Source organism: Bacillus sp. CR71 (genome assembly GCF_003429245.1).
In the GTDB taxonomy this organism is placed as follows: domain Bacteria; phylum Bacillota; class Bacilli; order Bacillales; family Bacillaceae_G; genus Bacillus_A; species Bacillus_A thuringiensis_S.
Window position 1 is genome coordinate 5,000,080 of the sequence record NZ_CP031748.1, and the last position, 21,993, is coordinate 5,022,072.

The window sequence follows — 21,993 nt, forward strand, 5'->3', positions numbered from 1 at the left end:
ATCTGGTGTAAAGTCTCTGCTGTTATGTAACTTTTCAAAGTTTCTAATCCTATTATAAACAATTATCTGACTTTTGTGAACAGAAAGAATTCAAAAATTTTATATTACTATAAAATTCCTTATTTAAACATTTGTATAATACTCATAACCGCATAGGCAATTCCAGCCCCAATTAACGGACCAACAGCAACCCCATTAAATAACGCAACCGCTATAATTGTCCCAAAAACAAGCGCAGTTGTAATATGAGGATCCGTTGTCAACAATTGCACGCCGCCTTTCGCTAACAAAGCGACTGCTACACCTGAAGCTAAAGCAATCCACGCATAATACGATTTCGCCGCTTCTCCAAGTTGTTTAAAACCTATTTCCCCCGTCGCAATCGGTACTAGCACCGCTATTGTAATGACCGTTACACCTAGGTTAATTCCTTTCGTTTGTAAATAAGGAAAGACCTTATCTCCTAAAAACGTAAATTTTAATAGAAATAACACCCCAATAGCTACAGTAAGCGATTGGTTTTTAGCAATAAGTCCTATAATAAGTAGTATGAATAAAAATAACGTTGACTGACTAATCATGTTTACACTTCCTTTCTGAAAATAATGAACTCATTTCCAAACAAAAATACCTTTAAACCTATCGTTATACATGCTATACAGATGCCTATTTATCGATAACACCTTCAATTTTTTATACATTCTAAAAAGAGACTTTCACCAAAAAAATTTAAGCATGTATACATTTTTGAAAACAGTCGTCTCTTCTTTCTTTTCTAATAAGAAACAGGTAAAATAAAAAGAAGAGAAAATGAAGTTTTTACCATATAGTAGTAGCATCACGAATAGGCTTTCACAGCCATTCATATACCGAAAAAAGCAGGCTAAATCCATCATTCCACTATAACATAAAGTAACACTTTAATCAGTTGGGCATCTTCCACTGATTATTGGCCTTCATCAATTGGGCTTTGGCGGGAGATTTACTGCCGCTAAAGTAAGACTTTAATCAGCAGAGCACGCTAGTTATAAGTTGAACGAATTAGGATAATCCAAATCGGAATGGGAGGTATACATCTTTGAACCGAAACTTACTATATATGATATTGCGACTCATATTTGTCATTGTAGCAACGATAGCTGGGTTCTATGTATTACTATACATGTCAGGGCTTATCTATCCTTTTATTATCGCTTTTGCATTTGCTTATTTGATTAATCCTGTCGTCAATTTCCTTAATCAAAAACTACAATTTCCTCGCGCACTAGCAGTACTCGTTAGCTTAATTCTCGTATTTGGAGCTATCGTTGGACTTGTTACATATCTTGTGACTGAAGCAATATCTGCCACAACATACTTACTCCAACTTGTTACAGTAAAGTTTCCGGATATCGTTACATTCGCTCAGCAATTTGCACTTAATCATATTATGCCTCTCTACGATGATTTAATCTCTAAATTTAATCATCTTGGAGAACCACAGCGCTATACAATTACACAAAACATTCAAAACTTAGGAACAGAAGCAACAACACAAATGAAAGAACTTTTAACCGCCATTATAAGCGGATTAACAAATTTCATTAGTGCACTGCCAACAACGTTAACTGTCCTTGTATTCATTTTATTAGCCACTTTCTTCATTAGTTACGATTGGCACCGTCTTGCTCAAAAAACAAGAAAATTACTACCAAATCGTGTACATGGCTACGGAAAAACTATTTTTGTCGACTTAAAAAAAGCTTTATTTGGTTTTGTGAAAGCACAACTTACACTCGTATCTATGACAACCGTCATTGTACTGATCGGACTTTTAATATTACGCGTACCATACGCCATTACTATTGCAATTATTACAGGAGTTGTAGATTTACTACCATATTTAGGAACAGGCGCAGTCTTCGTTCCATGGGTTATATACGTATTTTTCACTGGCGATACCGCATTCGCCATTGGTCTTCTCATTTTATACATCGTCGTGATTGTCCAAAGACAAATTATGGAACCGAAAGTACTTTCATCTAACATCGGTCTCGATCCATTAGCAACACTCGTCGCTCTATTTGTCGGCTTTAAGCTTTTTGGCTTTTTAGGATTAATCATCGGTCCAGTCACCTTAGTACTACTTAATACATTACACAAAGCTAATGTCTTCCATGACTTGTGGAAATATATTAAAGGTTCACCTTCAAAATAAAAGTTTCTAATTCATATAAAAAACAAGCTGTAATCAGTGGGAATTTCCCACTGATTATTCCTTTCACTTATTTTTTCACACTACTCACATGTAACAAGAGCATTACCCAGAAAAAGGATAATCCTCTTGTTTTTTTGCATAAAAAACACATTTTCTAATCAAAAATACATTTTTATTCTATTTTATATATATTTATTACTTACATTTATTACTTTTTATGTAAATGAATAAATATACAAAACTACATAGAATAAGGCTTCAACTAACAATCCCCACCTTTTATATGAAAGCAAAACTTTAATTTAGTTGCATTTCTCTCCATCTTATTCATCCAAATTAATAGCATTTAAAAATTACACGTTTAATCGAAGCACAACAAGAGTTCAAACGAAAATTATATAGCAAATATAATAAGTGGACGTTTTGTTCATCCCCACTCATCATTCGCCCCCACATCAGACACTTACGAGCAACCCAACTTTGAGATAGAAATCCCCCACAAATAGCGCAGTAAAGCGAAGCCTCAATCAGAAAACCCCTCTCCTCTTACAAGACAAAAAAATAGCACTTAGATCGTTATAATCTAAGTGCTACTTCTGAATGATAATAGTAGAGTTCTTTCTAAATTTCCATTCCATCCACTTCATAACAAGCGGCTTCAATAAAGCTCTCGTAATAGGGATCACGCAGATAAACCCTAGCACATCTGTCACATACCCAGGAAGCACCAAGAGAATACCTCCTACAAATACAAAAATACCATCTAGTACTGTCTCACCTGGCATTTCCCCTCTATTCAACTTAGATTGAATCTCTCCAAGCACTTTAAATCCTTGTCTTTTCGCCAAATACACACCTACAACACCTGTAAATACAATCATAGCGAACGTAGACCATAAACCTATTACATGACTTGATCCAATTAAGACCGTAATCTCAATCGCCGGTACTAAAATAAACAAGAATAGTAACCACTTCATAGTTCTACACCCCTCTCACAACTCACTTTTAACACCCTCACAACGCCTATATACATCATACGAAATATAGATACCCTTTCATACTAAAACTCATAACAAACCGCTTTTAAAAGCAATTCTAGGCGCTTTAAACTAATTCTATCTCGTTTTTGTGTAAAAAAAAGAGAAGGACTCCGATCCTTCTCTCCGTATTACTTATAGCACTTCCGCATGTCCATTATAAACAATTCCGCGTGCTGCATCAACTGTTACTTCTTGGCCATTTTTTAAAGTTGCTGTTACGCCGTTTACACCAACGATAACAGGAATACCGATTGATACGCCTACAACAGCCGCATGGCTTGTTAAGCCACCTTCTTCTACAACTAAAGCAGCAGCTTTTTCGATTGCAGGAATCATATCTTTATCAGTACTTGTTGTAACAAGGATATCACCTTCGTTTACGTTCGCTACAGCTTCAGCAGCTGTTTTTGCTACAACTACTTTACCTTTTGCAGCTTTACGACCGATTCCTTGTCCTTTAGCAACTTCTTCACCAACAACGTGGATTTTCATTAAGTTTGTTGTTCCAGTTTCAGCAACTGGAACACCAGCAGTAATTACTACAGTATCTCCAAGTCCGATTAGACCTGCATCCATACCTGTTTGAATTGCTGTATCTAACATTTCGTCAGTTGAAGCTGCGCGCTTCTCAGCCATAAACGCTTGTACACCCCAAACAAGCGCAAGACGACGTCCTACTTGCTCGTCAGATGTTACAGCTACAATTGGAGATTTTGGACGGTATTTAGAGATCATTTTCGCAGTATGTCCACTTTCTGTTGGAGCTACGATTGCAGCTACATCAAGAGCAAGTGCTGTATGCGCAACAGATTGGCTAATTGCATCTGTAATTGTTGGAGTGAACTCTTTAATACGTTTTTTGAACATATCTTCGTATTGTAATGATTTTTCAACACGTACTGCAATGTTAGCCATCATTGTTACTGCTTCTACCGGATATTGACCAGCAGCTGTTTCACCTGAAAGCATGATTGCATCTGTACCATCGAAGATTGCGTTAGCTACGTCACTTGCTTCCGCACGAGTTGGACGTGGGTTACGTTGCATAGAGTCTAACATTTGTGTCGCAGTAATAACTGGTTTACCTAACACGTTACATTTTTTGATTAGACGTTTTTGTACTAATGGTACTTCTTCTGGTGGAATTTCTACACCCATATCACCACGAGCTACCATTAAACCGTCAGAAACTTCTAAGATTGAATCGATGTTGTCGATACCTTCTTGGTTTTCGATTTTCGGTACGATTTGGATGTATTGAGCACCATGCTCTTCTAATAATTCACGGATTTCTAATACGTCAGACGCTTTACGTACGAATGAAGCTGCGATGAAATCAACTTTTTGCTCGATACCGAAGATGATATCTTTTACGTCTTTTTCAGTGATACCAGGAAGCTTAATGCTTACGTTTGGTACGTTAACACCTTTTTTATTTTTTACAGTTCCGCTGTTAAGAACTTTTGTACGGATGTTTCCATCAGCTTTTTCGATTACTTCTAGTTCGATAAGACCGTCATCGATTAGAATGCGAGAACCTGGGTCTACATCGTCATAAAGACCAGCATAAGATACAGAGAACTTCTCTGCAGTACCTAATACTTGCTCAGTAGAAAGAACTACTTCTGCACCTGTTACAAGCTCAGCTTGTCCGTCTACGAAGTCGTGAGTACGGATTTCTGGACCTTTTGTATCAAGTAAGATACCAACTGTTTTACCAGTTTTCTTTGAAGCTTCACGAATGTTTTTAATACGAGCTCCGTGCTCTTCATGGCTACCATGAGAGAAGTTTAAACGAGCAACGTTCATACCTGCTTCGATTAATTGCTCTAATTTTTCAATACTTTCACTAGCAGGACCTATAGTACATACAATTTTAGTTTTACGCATATTGCACCTCCGAAAATTATGAAACCGTTCCCAAATATCTGACATTACGTCAATTAGATGGATAATTCTTTAGATAATTGATACATATCTTTATCGATTGTATGCTTTTGAGCTAACGCTTCGATAATATCATGATCAACAAGTTTGTTATCTTGAATACCTACACAACGTCCACCTTTACCAGCAATTAATAATTCAACTGCTCTTGCACCAAGACGACTTGCTAATACACGGTCTTGTGCACTTGGTGATCCACCACGTTGTACGTGACCTAATACAGTTACACGAGTATCAAAGTTTGTTGCTTCTTCAATGTGCTTACCGATGTCAATTGCACTTCCAACACCTTCAGCTACAACGATAATACTGTGTTTTTTACCACGTTCACTACCACGCTTCAGACGAGCGATAACATCATCCATGTCATACTCTTCTTCTGGAATTAAGATTGTTTCTGCACCATCAGCTAAACCAGCCCATAATGCGATATCACCAGCGTGACGTCCCATTACTTCGATAACATATGTACGTTCATGAGATGTAGCTGTGTCACGGATTTTATCAATTGCATCAATAACAGTGTTTAAAGCTGTATCGAAACCAATTGTGAAGTCTGTTCCAGGGATATCATTGTCGATTGTACCTGGTACACCAACACACGGGAATCCTTGTTCAGTTAATTTTTTAGCGCCTTGGTAAGAACCATCTCCACCAATAACAACAAGTCCTTCGATACCATGTTTCTTTAATTGCTCGATACCTTTTAGTCGTACTTCTGGGTCTTTAAACTCAGGACATCTTGCTGTATATAATTTCGTACCACCGCGGTGGATAATATCGCCAACAGAACCAAGTTCTAATTTTTCAATGTGACCAGAAATTAATCCAGCGTATCCATGGTAAATACCATATACTTCAATATCATGGAAAATCGCTTTACGAACAACTGCACGAATGGCAGCATTCATACCAGGTGAATCTCCACCACTTGTTAATACACCAATACGTTTCATTTGTACTCACCTCATAAAGATTATTTGCCTTATAATAAAATAACACGAAAAAATATAAAAACACAATGGAGAAGATGTGTCTTTTCATAATAAAAACGTGCATTCGCGAAGAGGAACGCACGCTTTTCTTATTTTATCCCAATGGAAGCGTTTGAAAACGAAACTTGCCCAATTTTCATATATTTTTCATAACGTTTTTCGATTAATTCATCTTTCGAAATTCCGTTTAATTGTTCAAAAGTTTTTCTAATCATTAAATCTATATTTTCTGACTGTTTCGAAAGATTACGGTGAGCTCCACCTTTTGCCTCTGGAATAATTTCATCAATTACACCTAATTCTTTCAAATCTGCTGCTGTAATTTTCATTGCCTCTGCAGCTTCCTTTGCTTTTCCTGCATCTTTCCAAAGAATTGCCGCTGCACCCTCTGGTGTAATAACAGAATAAGTGGAATTTTCTAGCATATGAATGTAATCTCCCACTCCAAGGCCTAGCGCACCGCCACTACCACCTTCACCGATAACGATACAAATAACAGGTACAGTTAAACCTGCCATTTCAAATAAATTGCGGGCGATAGCTTCACTTTGACCACGTTCTTCAGCAGCTTTACCAGGATAAGCCCCTTTCGTATCAATGAAACAAATAATAGGACGATTGAACTTTTCCGCCTGCTTCATTAAGCGTAATGCTTTTCGATATCCTTCTGGATGAGGCATTCCAAAGTTACGGCGAATATTTTCTTTCGTATCTTTTCCGCGCTGATGCCCAATTACAGTTACAGGCATCCCTTTATATTTCGCAATGCCGCCGACAATCGCTGCATCATCGCCAAATAGACGATCTCCATGACATTCGAAAAAATCAGTAAATAAGTGCTCAATATAATCGAGCGTTGTCGGTCGTTCTGCATGACGAGCAATTTGAACACGGTCCCATACTTTCAGATTACCGTATATATCTTCCTCTAAATTTTCTAGCTTGTCTTCCAAAATACGAATCTCCTCACTGAAGTCCATCTGGCTGTTTTTCGTATAGTCTTTCAGTTCACGAATCTTATTTCTTAGCTCAACAACTGGTTTTTCAAATTCTAGCTCTGCCATACAGCCATTCCCCCTCCTTGATGAACTTCTAAAATCTTGCGAAGCGATTCTCTCATATCATCACGATGCACCACCGCATCTAATTGACCATGATCTAGTAAGAATTCTGCCGTTTGGAAATCTTCCGGTAGTTTCTCACGCACCGTTTGTTCAATTACACGTCTACCAGCAAATCCGATAAGTGCACCTGGTTCTGCAAGATTATAATCACCAAGTGAAGCGAAACTCGCTGAAACCCCGCCCGTCGTTGGGTGAGTCATAACAGAAATAAATAATCCTCCTGCATTACTATGCTTTTTCAAAGCTACGCTTGTTTTTGCCATTTGCATTAAACTTAATATCCCTTCTTGCATACGGGCACCACCCGAAGCAGTAAAGATAATAAATGGAACTTGTAAGTCGTACGCCTTTTCAACCGCACGGGCGATTTTTTCTCCTACCACAGAGCCCATGCTCCCCATTCGAAAACGAGAATCCATTACTGCAACAACAACAAGCATGTCATCAATTGTTCCTTCACCAGTTACAACCGCTTCGTTTAATTCAGTCTTCTTACGATCGCTCTCTAGTTTCTCTTCATAACCTGGAAACTCGAGTGGATTTAATGAAACCATTTCTTTGTCATACTCACGGAATGACCCTTCGTCCAATATACTATCAAGACGTTCCCATGCATTCATAGGATGATGATATCCACAATTCACACATACTTTTAAATTTTTTAGAAGTTCTTTCGTATACATGATTTTTTTACATTCCGGACATTTTGTCATAACGCCATCTGGTACATCTTTTCGTACTTGTTCTGAAGGTATTGCAGCGTACTTTTTCTTTTTCACGAATAAATCTCTTAGCACAATTTGACCCCCTTCGTTGAGAGCTAAGGTTAGCGTAAGAAGAAAATGGGGCTAACACCAAAGTTTGATGTTAGCCTTATCTTCTCAATCTGTCTAATAACCTCACTCTTTACGTTTAACTTTAACCGCTAAGCGGTAGAATGTTTGTCATAACGTGTCATGGTCATTTCGACAAATTTTATACATTACGAGTGAAACTGTATATTCTCTACTAATTCATCGTAAATTTTTAGTGCATCATTTTCTTGTTTTTCTTCCAAAGTAGCATAAAGCTTTCTATACATATCGATAGAATTTCTTGAAACTTTACAAGAAAGAGTTGCTACGTAATCATTTACGATCATCCAAATGCGATATAGTAAATAATTATCGACTTGTTCAATAAGTGTTTTAAAGAACGTTTGATGAAGCGTTGGGATTGAGTTTTCATTTCCTTCAAGTACTTGGTGTAATCTATTTAGTACTTTAGAAAACGTTTCTTTCGGTAAATTACATACAATTCGAATCATATCTTTCTCAAGCAATCGTTTCGTTTGTAATAAATCACGAATTGTTTTCTCATCTTGCAGTAAGAACGGAGCAATTAATTGTACAAGGCCGTTATCATAAAAGTTTCGAATAAATGTCCCTTCACCACGTCTCGTTTCAATCAATCCTACCAGTTCTAAAGCACGCAATGCTTCTCTTACAGAGGATCGTCCTACGTTTAAGCGTGAACTTAACTCACGCTCAGACGGCAAACGATCCCCCGCTACCAATCCATCCTCTTCCATAATGGAACGGATTTTTTTTACAATTTCGAGATATACTTTTGTATTTGATGATGTCAATGGAAATTCCTCGCTTATTCTTTACCAATCAGCGCTAATTGTTTTGTTTTTTCAGCGATCTCATTTGGATCTACTTGACGGCGAGCTACTCCTGTTTCCATTGCTGCTTTTGCAACGTAAGCCGCTACTTGAGGCGCTACACGCGCGTCAAATGGTGCCGGAATGATATAGTCTGCATTCAACTCATCTTCTGCTACAAGCTCAGCAATAGCCTGTACAGCTGCCATCTTCATTTCTTCGTTAATTTGTGTCGCATGTACGTCAAGTGCACCGCGGAAAATACCAGGGAACGCCAGTACATTATTTACTTGGTTCGGGAAGTCAGAACGACCTGTTCCAACAACAGCTGCGCCCGCTGCTTTTGCCAATTCTGGCATAATTTCTGGAACCGGATTCGCCATTGCAAAAATAATCGCATCGTCATTCATTGTACGAACCATCTCTTCTGTTAATGCACCTTCTGCAGATACACCAATGAATACGTCCGCACCATGTACAACATCAGCTAAAGAACCTTCTATACGATTCTTATTTGTATATTTTGCAACTTCATCCTTCACCGGATTCATACCTGTAGGACGACCATCATAGATTGCCCCTTTACGGTCACACATAATAATGTCGCGTACACCATAGCGATATAAAAGTTTAATAATTGCAATACCTGCTGCACCTGCGCCATTTGCGACAACTTTAATGTCAGACATTTTCTTTCCAACTAATTTCAGTGCATTTACAAGACCTGCTACTGTTACGATAGCTGTTCCGTGTTGATCATCATGGAAGATAGGAATATTTGTTTCTTTTTTCAAACGCTCTTCAATAATGAAGCAGTTTGGTGCTGCGATATCTTCTAAGTTAACGCCGCCAAAAGTTGGCTCCATTAATTTTACAGTTTCAACAATTTTATCTACATCGTTTGTATTTAAGGCAATCGGGAATGCATCTACACCAGCAAAGCTCTTGAATAATACAGCTTTACCTTCCATTACTGGAAGAGATGCTTCAGGTCCAATGTTACCAAGACCAAGTACAGCTGTTCCGTCTGTCACAACTGCTACCATATTTCCCTTCATCGTATATTCATATACCTTACTTTTATCGTCATAAATTTCTTTACAAGGTTCTGCAACCCCTGGAGAATATGCAAGACTTAAATCTTTTGCATTTTCTACTTTTACTTTTGATACAGTTTCTAATTTTCCTTGATGCACTTTATGCATGTGAAGTGCTTCTTCACGAAGTGTTGACAAACTATCCACTCTCCTCAAATTATTCTTGCTGATATCAATTTCTCCAAGTGGTCTGACCACGAACACTACTACTATAATAATCGAAGTGTAGGGAAATTGTCCATTATATTTTCACAACTACATTTTCTTCCCCGACAATTTCACGAAGTGCTCCTAAACATTCTTCACTTGGATGAATCGATAAACTCCGAGATAATTGTACCATTTTATGTTCCTTTTCATAATAAATTAGTACTTTCGCAAAACCTGAATAGTCGAACAATATTTTCGTAACCTGATTTAAAAGCTTTTTCTCATACTGAGACGGCAATTTCACGTAAACAGATGCGTCTTTCTTTTCTTCATAAACATCCATTTCCTCTAGCGGATATAGACCATTTACAATCCATTGCAGCTTATGATTTCTTAGCTCAATCGTACCGTCAACTAAAACAATTGCTCCTTCTTGTAACTTGTCCGAGAAATGTATATACGTTTCTGGGAAGAGGACTGCTTCCATTTCATCATTTTGATCACAGAATGTAATAAATGCCATCTTTTGAAACTTTTTCGTACGAATCACTCTCACACTTGTTATATACACAATAGCTCTTTGTACTTTTTTCTTGTGTCGCATCGCCTGAGCGAGAGATGGAATTTCTAATTCTTTTGCTAACTTTACATACTGCGCTGTCGGATAACTTGATAAATAAAAGCCAAGTGCTTCCTTCTCTTTATTTAGTTGTTCAATAAAAGATAGCTCTTCTCCTTGTACGTATTTTGATTTTGGAACAGCATCTCCTAAATCACGTGCGAGATTCGCGTACTCTAATGCCCCTTTAATACTTTTCCATAAATTCGTTCTCGAAACACCAAAATCATCAAAACATCCGGACCAGACGAAAGCTTCTAAATTGCGCTCCGTTACAAACTTTGACGGCATACGGAGACAAAATTCAAACAAATCTTCGAACATTTTTTTCTTTCGTTCTTCTAATAATGCCGTCACTGTAGCCATTCCAATATTTCGGATCGAAAGTAAACTGTAACGTATCGCATTCCCTTCTATTTGGAAGTTGTAACCACTTCTCTGAAGAGACGGCGGCAAAACGTGAAAGCCTTTCCGCTTCGTTTCTCGTATATACTGTACAATTTTATCTTCATTTCCAATTGCGCTTGATAATAATGCCGTCATAAATTCCAGCGTATAGTTCGCTTTCAAATAGGCAAGCTGATATCCGATCATACTGTAAGCTACAGCGTGACTTCGGTTAAAACCGTAATTCGCAAATCTTACAATTAAATCATAAATTTTCTCAGCAGACGTCTCATCATAACCATTTTGCAAACACCCTTGGACAAAATGCTTACGTTCCTGATCTAAAATATCACGATTTTTTTTACTCACTGCACGGCGCAGTAAATCTGCTTCTCCGAGCGAAAACCCTGCTAACTTCGATGCAATTTGCATAATTTGTTCTTGGTATACAATGACGCCGTATGTTCTTTCTAAAATTGGCTTTAAATCCGGATGTAAATATTCAATTTTTCTTTTTCCATGTTTCGATTCAATAAAGGTTGGTATCTGTTCCATCGGCCCCGGTCTGTATAACGAGTTAACAGCTACGATATCTTCAAACTCATTCGGTTTTAACCCGCGAAGTACATTTCGCATACCACCTGACTCAAGCTGGAATACACCTGTTGTATCCCCTCTCCCTAATAATTGGAACGTCTTTTCATCTTGAAGAGGTAAGTTTCTTATATCGATTTCTTTCCCTGTTTTGTTCGCGATAAATTTTATAATATTTTCAAGTAACGTTAAATTACGTAACCCTAAAAAGTCCATCTTAAGCAACCCAAGTTCTTCTAGCGCATCAGCTGGATATTGCGTAACATAAACATCGTTATGTCCTTCTTGAATTGCTACACTGCCTGTTAACGGTTCTTGACTCATAATAACGCCAGCCGCATGAATAGACGTATGACGTGGTAAACCTTCTACACGTTTTGCGATTTCAAACACACGCTCATGCAGAAGATTCCCTTGTATAAACTCACGAAGTGATTGTGATTCTTCATATGCATCTTTTAACGTTATACCGAGCTTTGATGGGATAAGTTTTGAAAATATATCAATATCTCGTGGCGGAAGCCCCATTACGCGGGCAATGTCTCTAATTGCTGCTTTTGCTGCAAGCGTACCAAACGTTACAATTTGCGCAACACGAAGCTGACCGTATTTATCTTTCACATAGCGAATCATCTCATCACGTCTTATGTCTGGAAAATCAATATCAATATCGGGAAGCGTCACACGTTCAGGATTTAAAAACCTTTCAAATAATAGATCGTATTCAATCGGATCAATATCTGTAATTTCTAATACGTATGAGACGAGTGAACCAGCTGCCGATCCACGACCTGGTCCTGTTAAAATATGATTTTCATGTGCATACTTCATAAAATCCCATACGATGAGGAAATAATCACTAAATCCCATACGAGAAATAACATTTAATTCATGATTTAAACGCTTTATATGCACTTCTTTCGGCGCACCATATCGTTTCCGCAAACCTTCTTCACAAACACGACGCAAGTATATATCACTCGTTTCGTTAGACGGAACAGGAAACTTCGGAAGTTGATTTACATGGAACGGTATTTCTACTTGGCAACGCTCTGCAATTTTTATTGTATTTTGGATTGCTTCCGGCGCATGGGAAAATAGTGCTTCCATTTCATCCGATGATTTTAAATAATATTGATCTGTTTTCAGCCTCGGCCTATCTGGATCAGTCATTTTCGTTCCACTTTCAACAGATAGTAAACATTCGTGAACAAGTGCGTCACTTTGATTGATATAACGCACATCGTTTGTTGCAACGACTGGAATATTAACCCTACTAATAAATTCAGGTAGCTTCTCTTGTAAAAGCAACTCATCTTGAATTGCATGATGCTGCAAACTCATATAAAAATGGCCGAACATATTTTGATATGTTCGAGCTACTTCTTCAGCCTGACTCTCATTGTCTTCTAGTAATAATTGCTCAATTTCGCCATCTTTACCTGGTGAAATAGCAATTAATCCTTTCGCATAATGCGCAAGCCACTTCTTAGGGATACCTTCTTTGGACTTTGTCATAATACTGCTAGAAATCTTTAATAAATTTTGGTAGCCTATTTCATTCTCAGCAAGTAATACAAGCGGATAAGACCTTTCTTCTTCTTCACTAAAAATAGAAGCGGTTAATCCAATAACAGGCTGTATACCATGTTTCTTACATGCTTTATAAAACGGAATAACGCCATACATAACATTTTCATCCGTAATAGCCAGCGATGAGAAACCAAGTTCTTTCGCCCTGACTACAAGCTCATCAATTTTACAAGCACTTTTTAATAAACTAAAAACGGTTTGACATTGTAAATGCACAAACTTCACTGTTGTACCCTCTCTTTACCTATTTGACTACTTTTATTATAGGTGATGAGGAAAGCGGAAATCAAAACATACTTCTTATACTTTGTCCATATATATGAAGAAGAAAGGGGAATGACGATGGATGTAAGAGAACATACTTTTTTCTCTCTGCTTATTATTAGTTATTTTATTGCCTTTGGGGTTATACTTGGCGGTTCATTAATTGGTGGATTTGGTGCGTTTCTTATCGGAAAACCAGCTCTAACTTACATTAATCAATTCGCCCAAAATTTAAGAATTTGGGCACTCGTTGCAGCAATCGGCGGAACATTCGATACCTTTTATAGCTTTGAAAGAAGTTTCTTTGGCGGAGATATGAAAGATATCGTAAAACAAATTCTCCTTATTTTTTTCGCAACTGGTGGTATGCAAACAGGTCTCATTATTATTAAATGGCTAACGCAGGAACATGTATGAGAGTACCAAGTGCCAATACAGCAAAAAGATGGTACTTAGTATTAGCTGGTGCTGCTGTTGGAGGCGTGTTGAGCTGGTTTATTTTTTTGTACATATACGGTGTTTTTCAAGAAGAACAGGCTAGTAAAATAGCAGAACAAAGAGAAATTATAGAAAAACAAGAAGCAAAACTCCACGTCCTTCTCGAAGATCAAGAAAAATTGAACACTGAAAATAAACGGCTCTTAACCATTCAAGAGATTAAAATAAAACTTATCAATCGAGAAAAATACGATTTAGACAATCTTACACTCGAAAATATGACTACATCTATCCATAATGATCTCCAGCATCTTTTAACGAAAAACATTCAAAGTATCGCAAAAAATAAAGACCTACTCAAAAAGGTAATCGAAAACAAGACGTACAAACATTACGATCGGCTATACCGTTTTAAAGTCGATACAATATCTTTTGATACAGTGCTTGAAATTAGCATTACTATAGAGAAAGAAAAATAAAGAAGGAGGGCTTTAGCGCTGCTCCTTCTTTTCGTTCTAACATATACTCTCTTATTTACAAATCTCACGTAAATCAGCAAAAAGACGATCCGCTTCTTCCCAAGAAGATGCCTTCGCACCAGAAGCCATCGGGTGTCCTCCACCGTTATATTGCATTGCTAATTTGTTTATAACTGGTCCTTTTGAACGAAGACGAACACGAATTACGTCGTCTTCCTCTAAAAATAGAACCCACGCCTTTAATCCATCAATATTGCCAAGTGCTCCAACAACACCAGATGCTTCAGAAGAAAGTACATCAAACTCTTCTAATACTTCTTTCGTTAATTTAATGTAAGCTGCTCCTTCTTCTACCATCGTAAAGTTTTGTAAAATATAACCGTTTAAACGAGCAATTTTTTCTTTTGTCTTATACATTTCATTGTATAAATCTGTGAATTTCACACCCATATCAACAAGCTCACTTACGTAACGAAGTGTTTTTGCTGTTGTATTCGGGAATAAGAAACGACCTGTGTCCCCAACAATTCCAGCTAAAATAAGGCGAGCTGCTTCTTTTGTTATTTTTAATCCTTTATCTTTTCCATACGTGTAAAACTCATAAATCATTTCACTTGTAGAACTCGCTGCCGTATCTACCCACGTAATATCTCCATATGGGTCTTCATTTGGATGATGATCAATTTTAATTAACATCTTCCCTTTTGTATAGCGTTGATCGTCAACACGTTCTTGATTCGCAGTATCACAAACGATAACAAGCGCATTTTCGTATACACTATCTTCAATATCATCCATTACTCTTAAGTACGCTAACGACGGTTCATTGTACCCAACCGTATAAATATTTTTCTCTGGAAACGATTCTTGTAGAATTGTACCAAGGCCACCCTGTGAACCTAATGCATCTGGGTCCGGACGCACGTGGCGATGAATAATAATTGTATCAAACTCTTTAATTGCTCCTAAAATTTGCTCATGCATATGTATAATCTCCTTTTTAATCAACTTCTTCGCTTTATCCTCCATTATAACGGAAAGTATTTCATACATGCGAACAATTGCTTTATAATAGAAGTTAGAAAGTTTAGATATTTCTTTTCTATTATTTTTCACAAAGCGATGGGAGTGTTCATTATGCCAGTATTAGTCTTCTGTATTATCGTCTCATTTATGTTGTACCTCTTTTACAAAACAAAATACTTTCGTACAAATCGCCCAATGGAAAAAGGTTGGCTCTCAGGAAAATCCGCAATGGCACTCGGTTCATTCGTTTTATTTTTCGGGGTAAACCAATTCTTTTTAGAACTTTCAACCGCTCGTATTATCGTTGGTATTTTATTCGTTCTATTTGGTAGTGCAAGTGTATTTAATGGGTTTCGCCAATACAAACACTTCTTACCATTAGCAGTTAAAGAAGCCGAAGTCTATGAAGCAACATAAAAAAAGCATCAATATTGTGATGCTTTTTTACGACCCTTAACTTTCAAAATCATATATGCAACAAACGCAGATGGTATATTAAATGGGTTACCTTGTACGTGAAAATGTAATTGTTCTTCTCCAAAAGACATTTTTTCATATAGCTCTCGCTGAGATAATCCTGTCTTTTCCTTTTTTTCATGTAAACCTTGTAAATATAAATATTGGATCGGTATCATTACAAGAAAGTAAAATAGTGCGATACTACCAAAAAAGAGTACGGCTGACGACATAATGTATACCACCTTCCAGAAATCCATTTTCTTACAATATAATCATAACACAATATATACCAAAATTAAATTACTATTCTGTCTTTTATCGTGTTACTTTTCCACTCCATCCCATACATATTTCACTAAAACTCTCATCTAAAATCATGCCTTTCAAATTTAAAACAACAAAAAAAATGGAACAAATCAAAACGATTTGTTCCATCTTTTTATTTATCAATTAACTGAACCATAAGTAATGCTTTTCCAACGACATTACCTTCATGATGCACCTCTACATCGACCTTACCAAATTTACGCCCGATTTCTAATACTTTCGGATGAACGGATACAACATTATCAATTTGAACCGGCTTCACGAAATAAATTGTTAAGTTTTCAACAATTAAATCGCTTTTCTTTTGCGCACGAATGACGCGATTTGTCGCTTCTGTCACAATTGTTGCAAATACACCGTACGATAACGTTCCGATTGAATTCGTCATTTGCGGCGTCACCGAAAATTGATATAGATGCTCATTTTTCGCTTCTTTTGGCGTCATAAATTGATTCGTTACGATATCATCAATTGTTTCTCCAACTTGTGGCTGACGTTGAATCATTTGCAGTGCCTGAAGTACATCTTGACGGCTAATGATACCTTGCAGTTTATTTCCTTCCTCAACGACAGGAAGTAATTCAATTCCTTCCCACACCATCATACGTGCCGCAGCTGCGACAGACATTTTACCATTCACTGTAATTGGGTGTTTTGTCATTACTTTATCAATTGGTGTTTCTTTCGCTACACCGATCATGTCTTTTGAAGTTACGATTCCTAGCACTTTTTTATTTTCATCGACAATTGGATATCTTCCGTGCATTGTCTCTTCGTTATATGCATGCCATTGCTGTACTGTATCATGTGGCTTTAAATATAACGTTTCTTCAATTGGTGTTAAAATATCCTCAACAAGTACAATTTCTTTCTTAATCAGTTGATCATAAATTGCACGGTTAATTAACGTTGCGACCGTAAATGTATCGTAGCTACTTGAAATAATCGGCAGCTTTAATTCGTCTGCTAATTTCTTCACATGATCTTCCGTATCAAATCCACCCGTAATTAATACAGCGGCTCCAGTTTCTAGCGCTAATTGATGTGCATTCGTACGGTTACCAATAATGAGTAAATTCCCAGCTTCTGTATAGCGCATCATCGCTTCTAATTTCATAGCTCCGATTACAAATTTATTTAATGTTTTATGTAGTCCTTCTCTGCCTCCAAGTACTTGACCGTCGACAATGTTAACGACTTCTGCATATGTCAGTTTTTCGATATTTTCTTTCTTCTTTTGTTCAATTCGAATTGTTCCGACACGTTCAATTGTACTAACATATCCTTTATTTTCTGCATCTTTAATTGCACGGTAAGCTGTCCCTTCACTTACACTCAAATCTTTCGCAATTTGTCTTACAGAAATTTTATGGCCTACTGGCAGGCTATTAATATGTTCTAAAATTTGGTTATGCTTGGTAGCCAAATGGTTTCACCATACTTTCTTTTCCCTAAATTCTTCATGTGTTGTACTTTCAGTATACTATATTTTCAAAACTGTTACACTCTCTCTTTGCATACCTGTACTATTTTTTTTATAACAAAATGACCCTTACATTCCACCAGTCATTCTATTACAACAATGTAATGCTATTGTCATCTCATTCGATAGTTCGCCCACTTGATTCCCTATACAATGAAGACAAGAAATAAAACAAAGGAGCGTACACATGATGAAAAAATTTTTAGAGGTTGTAGGTGCTATATTTTTAGCTTTCGTAGATGGGAAAAAAGTTGCAATGGAATTGAATGAAACACCTGAACAACCACGTACAAAAAGAAAAGAATCACCAAAACAAATACAAGCATTAAAAGCTGTCCTACACACGTAAAAAACCCTTCACTTTTCTTTTCAAATGAAGGGTTTCTTTTCTATAGTGTAATACTTTCTCCAGCTTCTAATACTTTCCCTGTACAATTTTGTAGCTTTTCTACAAATTGATATGGATCTTGTTCAATAACTGGGAACGTATTGTAATGCATCGGTACAACAGTTTTCGAATTAATCCATTTTGCCGCTAGTACAGCATCTTCTGGTCCCATTGTGAAATTATCACCAATTGGTAAAAATGCTAGATCAACTTTATTTAATTCCCCAATTAACTTCATATCAGAGAATAGTGCAGTATCTCCTGCGTGGTACACTGTTTTCTCTTCTGCTGTAAATAAAATACCTGCTGGCATACCTGTATATGTAATCGTCTTATTTGCTTCATCAATATAACTAGAGCCGTGGAATGCTTGTGTAAACTTCACTTTTCCAAAGTCAAATTCATGTGAACCACCAATATGCATCGGATGTGTATTTACACCTTGCCAACTTAAAAATGTTGCTAGTTCAAATGGCGCTACAACAACTGCATTATTTTTCTTCGCAAGTTCTACTGTATCTCCAACATGATCACCGTGTCCATGCGATAAAAGGATTGCATCCACTTTTACATCTTCAGCTTTTAAATCTGTTTTCGGATTACCTGTTAAAAACGGGTCAATTAAAATAACTTTTCCATTCGCCTCAATTTTCACAACTGAATGTCCATGATAAGATACTTTCATTATTACATTCCTCCCCTATTCACATTCTCACTTTTTATTCTACATGATTTCTCTATTCCCTGTCTTTTCTAACATCTATTTACTTGTCATAACGCTTTCTTCCGAGTTAAAGTTATATTTGTAATTAAATATCTCGGGGGTGCCAATCGATGAATGCTAGATTAGAAAATTTAATGCAATGGCTAAAAGAAAAAAACGTAGAAGCTGCGTTCTTAACTTCTACACCGAACGTCTTCTACATGACGAACTTCCACTGTGAACCGCATGAAAGATTACTTGGTATGTTTGTATTCCAAGAAAAAGAACCTATTTTAATTTGTCCTAAAATGGAAGAAGGTCAAGCACGTAACGCTGGCTGGGCACATGAAATTATCGGATTTACTGATACTGACAGACCATGGGATATGATTGCAAAAGCAATTAAAGACCGCGGCATCAATGCAAATGCAGTTGCAATTGAAAAAGAACATTTAAACGTAGAGCGCTACGAAGAATTAACGAAATTATTCCCAAATGCAGCTTTCAAATCAGCTGAGGAAAAAGTTCGCGAACTTCGTTTAATTAAAGATGAAAAAGAACTTTCTATTTTACGCGAAGCAGCTAAAATGGCGGACTACGCTGTTGAAGTTGGTGTAAATGCAATTAAAGAAAACCGTAGCGAGCTAGAAGTATTAGCAATTATTGAACACGAATTAAAAACAAAAGGCATACATAAAATGTCATTTGATACGATGGTATTAGCGGGTGCAAACTCTGCTCTTCCACACGGTATTCCTGGTGCAAACAAAATGAAGCGCGGTGATTTCGTACTATTTGATTTAGGTGTAATCATTGAAGGTTATTGCTCTGATATTACACGTACAGTAGCATTCGGCGAGATTTCTGAAGAACAAACTCGCATTTACAACACTGTACTTGCTGGACAACTACAAGCAGTTGAAGCATGTAAACCAGGTGTTACACTTGGCGCAATCGACAACGCTGCTCGTTCTGTTATCGCAGATGCAGGTTACGGTGACTTCTTCCCGCACCGCCTTGGTCACGGACTTGGAATTAGCGTACACGAATATCCAGATGTAAAAGCTGGCAACGAGTCTCCATTAAAAGAAGGTATGGTCTTCACAATCGAGCCAGGTATTTACGTACCAAACGTAGGTGGCGTTCGTATTGAAGATGATATTTACATCACAAAAGACGGATCAGAAATTTTAACGAAGTTCCCGAAAGAATTACAATTTGTAAAATAACAAAAAAGGCAGCTTGGTTGCTGCCTTTTTCTATTTCTCTACTATTTCAAATTTCTCTACAATCATTTTTGCTGGATAACTTTCAAGTATTTGAGAAAACCATACTTTTATTTTATCCCCTGTTTTTAACTGTTTATATGCGTCTTTGTCCTTAAAGCTCAAGACTATATGTGATGGATGCTCTTTATTCATTTGTTGTTCTATATAATGTTGCAACTCTACTTTTGTTTCAAACGTTTTATCATCGGCAAAAAACACCGTGTCATTTCTTAATATGATATACCCTTCTTTAGGTACTTTTTTTACCTCTACTTGTTTTGTAGTGCACGCTGATAATATGATTAGAAATACACTTATAAACATTAATTTTTTCATATGCCTATTCATTTTTAACTCCTTACTCTAGGCTATTTCAAATTTAACACCATCTTCTCCTCATACTTATCATCCCATTTAATCAAAACCTCTATCGGTTCATCTTTAGATAAAGGCGCACAACTTACACAAGATAATTTCATTTCAATCTTTGCTCCTTTATGATTTTCTGACGTTTGTGTCATTGTGCTAAAGGCTCCATTAATAGCAATCTCTAAATTTTTAAATTCTGTATTCCCATCTCCGCCTTTGTACTGAAACGTAAACACTCCATCTTCACTGTCGTCCTTAATATGGCCCTTATATTGTCCCGTCCAACTTTTGCTCTCGCTAGAAAAAGTAACATACCAAATCGAACAACTCCCTAAAAAGAAAATACTAATGAAAAAGAATAATGCTCTCTTCATAATGCCTCCTCCATTCAAAAACACTTATTTATCCCGTTAACGGACAGTAAGATCCCCACATCAAAATTCGGTGAAAGCAAAGAAGTTAGGTGGGGAATCCCCCCACTGATTAAAGTTTCACTTCATTGCCTATTCCTTCCTTTTATTATACTATTTAAATACAGAATTTTCTAAAAAAGGAGGGTTTATATGTTACAACAACAATTAGAAGAAATTCGTAATAATAATTACATACTGGATAACACACTTAACATTGATTCTTTAAGTTCTAATATGCTTGAACATATTGGCGATACTGAAGCTATTTAAGGGACAAACTCATCTACTCTACTTTTTATCATCTCATCAAGAAGGACTACCTTTCACACACACAATTACAGAAACTATTATTAGAAAGCATCGGTGAAAAATATTTATTGTATAAAATTCATTCAGATGACGAAGATGCTGTATTTACTCGCGCATTTACCACCTTATTAATTGCGCTCATTATAGATGCAGATACAAATCATAATTTCTTATCACAAACTGATATTTAAAATGTAAAAGATCAATTAATTCTATATATGAACAATGAACATGATTTCCGCGGATATGTTCCAGACCACGGCTGGGCACATAGTATCGCACATACTTCCGATACATTTGAGGCGCTTGTTCATAGTCCTAAACTAGAAACTTTACATTACGAAGAGATATTAAAAACTTTGTTAAACAAAGTTTGTGTCCATTCTATTTACTACAAATATGAAGAAGACGAGCGTCTCGTTTATCCGATTGTCGCAATGCTGCAAAATGGCCTAAAAGAAGAAATACTCATATTAGCCCTTCGTGACTTAGTAGCTCAATTACTGGTCCAAAAACAAGCACTACCTATTGAATCGTACGAGTTTTTATATGGAAATACAAAATCTTTCTTACGTAGCTTATTTTTCAGATTACGTACAATGTCTATATGTAAAGAAACTGAATACGAAATTGAAAAATTGCTACAAGAGCTTCCAAAATATTATTAAAAAAGAAG

At 36.8% G+C, this 21,993-nt stretch carries 21 protein-coding genes and 1 pseudogene; 7 read left to right on the plus strand and 15 right to left on the minus strand.

The genetic code is table 11. The annotated features are described in order from the left end of the window. Positions 1–119: 119 nt before the first annotated feature. Positions 120–581, minus strand: coding sequence for a DUF441 domain-containing protein (locus tag DOS87_RS25150; protein WP_000625507.1), 462 nt, complete (start codon positions 579–581; stop codon positions 120–122). A 497-nt stretch (positions 582–1,078) separates the two neighbouring features. On the opposite strand from DOS87_RS25150, the gene ytvI reads away from it, so the two are divergent. After that, positions 1,079–2,197, plus strand: a complete 1,119-nt coding sequence (ytvI, locus tag DOS87_RS25155; RefSeq protein ID WP_001081375.1) for a sporulation integral membrane protein YtvI — start codon at positions 1,079–1,081, stop codon at positions 2,195–2,197. 590 nt (positions 2,198–2,787) lie between these two features. On the opposite strand, the gene DOS87_RS25160 is transcribed toward ytvI, so the two are convergent. The 8 genes from DOS87_RS25160 to dnaE all read right to left on the minus strand — a co-directional run bounded on the left by DOS87_RS25160 (position 2,788) and on the right by dnaE (position 13,616). Further along, positions 2,788–3,177 (minus strand): FxsA family protein, encoded by a 390-nt coding sequence (locus DOS87_RS25160; RefSeq protein ID WP_000871640.1) that lies wholly within the window; start codon positions 3,175–3,177, stop codon positions 2,788–2,790. Positions 3,178–3,372: 195 nt separating this feature from the next. Then, positions 3,373–5,130, minus strand: coding sequence for a pyruvate kinase (gene pyk / locus DOS87_RS25165; protein ID WP_001232667.1), 1,758 nt, complete (start codon positions 5,128–5,130; stop codon positions 3,373–3,375). Between the two features lie 53 nt (positions 5,131–5,183). Next, positions 5,184–6,143, minus strand: a complete 960-nt coding sequence (pfkA, locus tag DOS87_RS25170; protein ID WP_000821157.1) for a 6-phosphofructokinase — start codon at positions 6,141–6,143, stop codon at positions 5,184–5,186. A 128-nt stretch (positions 6,144–6,271) separates the two neighbouring features. Next, positions 6,272–7,246 carry an acetyl-CoA carboxylase carboxyl transferase subunit alpha gene (gene accA, locus DOS87_RS25175; protein ID WP_000818789.1) on the minus strand — a complete coding sequence of 325 codons (975 nt, stop codon included), beginning with the start codon at positions 7,244–7,246 and terminating at the stop codon, positions 6,272–6,274. After that, complete coding sequence (gene accD / locus DOS87_RS25180) at positions 7,234–8,103, minus strand: acetyl-CoA carboxylase, carboxyltransferase subunit beta (protein WP_000942858.1); 870 nt, start codon at positions 8,101–8,103, stop codon at positions 7,234–7,236. Before accD ends, accA begins: the two co-directional genes overlap by 13 nt. 185 nt (positions 8,104–8,288) lie before the next feature. After that, positions 8,289–8,933: a FadR/GntR family transcriptional regulator gene (locus tag DOS87_RS25185; RefSeq protein WP_063675806.1), complete on the minus strand. Its 645-nt coding sequence runs from the start codon at positions 8,931–8,933 to the stop codon at positions 8,289–8,291. A gap of 14 nt (positions 8,934–8,947) precedes the next feature. Next, on the minus strand, positions 8,948–10,156 hold the full coding sequence (locus DOS87_RS25190; protein ID WP_161635086.1) for an NADP-dependent malic enzyme: 1,209 nt from the start codon (positions 10,154–10,156) through the stop codon (positions 8,948–8,950). Positions 10,157–10,289: 133 nt separating this feature from the next. After that, a complete protein-coding gene (gene dnaE / locus DOS87_RS25195; protein ID WP_000673723.1) occupies positions 10,290–13,616 on the minus strand; it encodes a DNA polymerase III subunit alpha in 3,327 nt (1,108 codons plus the stop codon). A gap of 42 nt (positions 13,617–13,658) precedes the next feature. On the opposite strand from dnaE, the gene DOS87_RS25200 reads away from it, so the two are divergent. Both DOS87_RS25200 and ytrI read left to right on the plus strand, forming a co-directional pair. Beyond that, on the plus strand, positions 13,659–14,072 hold the full coding sequence (locus DOS87_RS25200; RefSeq protein WP_002005839.1) for a YtrH family sporulation protein: 414 nt from the start codon (positions 13,659–13,661) through the stop codon (positions 14,070–14,072). Further along, positions 14,069–14,572, plus strand: coding sequence for a sporulation membrane protein YtrI (ytrI, locus tag DOS87_RS25205; RefSeq protein WP_001265736.1), 504 nt, complete (start codon positions 14,069–14,071; stop codon positions 14,570–14,572). Before DOS87_RS25200 ends, ytrI begins: the two co-directional genes overlap by 4 nt. 51 nt (positions 14,573–14,623) lie before the next feature. Here ytrI and DOS87_RS25210 read toward each other — a convergent pair whose 3' ends face one another. Continuing rightward, positions 14,624–15,556 (minus strand): DHH family phosphoesterase, encoded by a 933-nt coding sequence (locus DOS87_RS25210; protein WP_000545134.1) that lies wholly within the window; start codon positions 15,554–15,556, stop codon positions 14,624–14,626. A 153-nt stretch (positions 15,557–15,709) separates the two neighbouring features. On the opposite strand from DOS87_RS25210, the gene DOS87_RS25215 reads away from it, so the two are divergent. Beyond that, entirely contained in the window at positions 15,710–16,015 is a 306-nt protein-coding gene (locus DOS87_RS25215; RefSeq protein ID WP_001144782.1) for a YtpI family protein, read from the plus strand. An 8-nt stretch (positions 16,016–16,023) separates the two neighbouring features. Here the strand turns inward: DOS87_RS25215 and DOS87_RS25220 are convergent, their stop codons facing one another. Together DOS87_RS25220 and DOS87_RS25225 are read right to left on the minus strand one after the other, a co-directional pair. Continuing rightward, complete coding sequence (locus DOS87_RS25220; protein ID WP_000093045.1) at positions 16,024–16,287, minus strand: DUF3949 domain-containing protein; 264 nt, start codon at positions 16,285–16,287, stop codon at positions 16,024–16,026. Positions 16,288–16,496: 209 nt separating this feature from the next. Continuing rightward, positions 16,497–17,810, minus strand: a complete 1,314-nt coding sequence (locus DOS87_RS25225) for a CBS domain-containing protein (RefSeq protein WP_000201579.1) — start codon at positions 17,808–17,810, stop codon at positions 16,497–16,499. A gap of 244 nt (positions 17,811–18,054) precedes the next feature. Here DOS87_RS25225 and DOS87_RS25230 point away from each other — a divergent pair, with 244 nt between their 5' ends. Beyond that, entirely contained in the window at positions 18,055–18,216 is a 162-nt protein-coding gene (locus tag DOS87_RS25230) for a hypothetical protein (protein ID WP_000976014.1), read from the plus strand. Positions 18,217–18,256: 40 nt separating this feature from the next. Here DOS87_RS25230 and DOS87_RS25235 read toward each other — a convergent pair whose 3' ends face one another. Further along, entirely contained in the window at positions 18,257–18,940 is a 684-nt protein-coding gene (locus DOS87_RS25235) for a metal-dependent hydrolase (RefSeq protein WP_000868923.1), read from the minus strand. 149 nt (positions 18,941–19,089) lie between these two features. Between DOS87_RS25235 and pepQ the strand changes: the two genes are divergently transcribed. After that, complete coding sequence (gene pepQ, locus DOS87_RS25240; protein ID WP_000994037.1) at positions 19,090–20,187, plus strand: Xaa-Pro dipeptidase; 1,098 nt, start codon at positions 19,090–19,092, stop codon at positions 20,185–20,187. Between the two features lie 30 nt (positions 20,188–20,217). Here the strand turns inward: pepQ and DOS87_RS25245 are convergent, their stop codons facing one another. Both DOS87_RS25245 and DOS87_RS25250 read right to left on the minus strand, forming a co-directional pair. Then, positions 20,218–20,574 (minus strand): DUF3221 domain-containing protein, encoded by a 357-nt coding sequence (locus DOS87_RS25245; protein ID WP_001079383.1) that lies wholly within the window; start codon positions 20,572–20,574, stop codon positions 20,218–20,220. Between the two features lie 20 nt (positions 20,575–20,594). Further along, on the minus strand, positions 20,595–20,969 hold the full coding sequence (locus tag DOS87_RS25250; protein ID WP_000816728.1) for a hypothetical protein: 375 nt from the start codon (positions 20,967–20,969) through the stop codon (positions 20,595–20,597). A gap of 189 nt (positions 20,970–21,158) precedes the next feature. On the opposite strand from DOS87_RS25250, the pseudogene DOS87_RS25260 reads away from it, so the two are divergent. Next, positions 21,159–21,985 (plus strand): annotated as a pseudogene (locus DOS87_RS25260) (DUF2785 domain-containing protein). Positions 21,986–21,993: the final 8 nt, after the last annotated feature.

Excerpts from the sequence above, each read along its gene's own strand:
- ytrI (WP_001265736.1), top strand. The coding sequence starts at position 14,069 with ATGAGAGTACCAAGTGCCAATACAGCAAAAAGATGGTACTTAGTATTA.
- DOS87_RS25190 (WP_161635086.1), bottom strand. The coding sequence starts at position 10,156 with ATGCATAAAGTGCATCAAGGAAAATTAGAAACTGTATCAAAAGTAAAA.
- DOS87_RS25220 (WP_000093045.1), bottom strand. The coding sequence starts at position 16,287 with ATGTCGTCAGCCGTACTCTTTTTTGGTAGTATCGCACTATTTTACTTT.
- DOS87_RS25245 (WP_001079383.1), bottom strand. The coding sequence starts at position 20,574 with ATGAATAGGCATATGAAAAAATTAATGTTTATAAGTGTATTTCTAATC.
- pyk (WP_001232667.1), bottom strand. The coding sequence starts at position 5,130 with ATGCGTAAAACTAAAATTGTATGTACTATAGGTCCTGCTAGTGAAAGT.
- pepQ (WP_000994037.1), top strand. The coding sequence starts at position 19,090 with ATGAATGCTAGATTAGAAAATTTAATGCAATGGCTAAAAGAAAAAAAC.
- DOS87_RS25250 (WP_000816728.1), bottom strand. The coding sequence starts at position 20,969 with ATGAAGAGAGCATTATTCTTTTTCATTAGTATTTTCTTTTTAGGGAGT.
- DOS87_RS25150 (WP_000625507.1), bottom strand. The coding sequence starts at position 581 with ATGATTAGTCAGTCAACGTTATTTTTATTCATACTACTTATTATAGGA.
- accA (WP_000818789.1), bottom strand. The coding sequence starts at position 7,246 with ATGGCAGAGCTAGAATTTGAAAAACCAGTTGTTGAGCTAAGAAATAAG.
- DOS87_RS25160 (WP_000871640.1), bottom strand. The coding sequence starts at position 3,177 with ATGAAGTGGTTACTATTCTTGTTTATTTTAGTACCGGCGATTGAGATT.
- DOS87_RS25235 (WP_000868923.1), bottom strand. The coding sequence starts at position 18,940 with ATGAAAGTATCTTATCATGGACATTCAGTTGTGAAAATTGAGGCGAAT.
- DOS87_RS25210 (WP_000545134.1), bottom strand. The coding sequence starts at position 15,556 with ATGCATGAGCAAATTTTAGGAGCAATTAAAGAGTTTGATACAATTATT.
- pfkA (WP_000821157.1), bottom strand. The coding sequence starts at position 6,143 with ATGAAACGTATTGGTGTATTAACAAGTGGTGGAGATTCACCTGGTATG.
- DOS87_RS25215 (WP_001144782.1), top strand. The coding sequence starts at position 15,710 with ATGCCAGTATTAGTCTTCTGTATTATCGTCTCATTTATGTTGTACCTC.
- DOS87_RS25230 (WP_000976014.1), top strand. The coding sequence starts at position 18,055 with ATGATGAAAAAATTTTTAGAGGTTGTAGGTGCTATATTTTTAGCTTTC.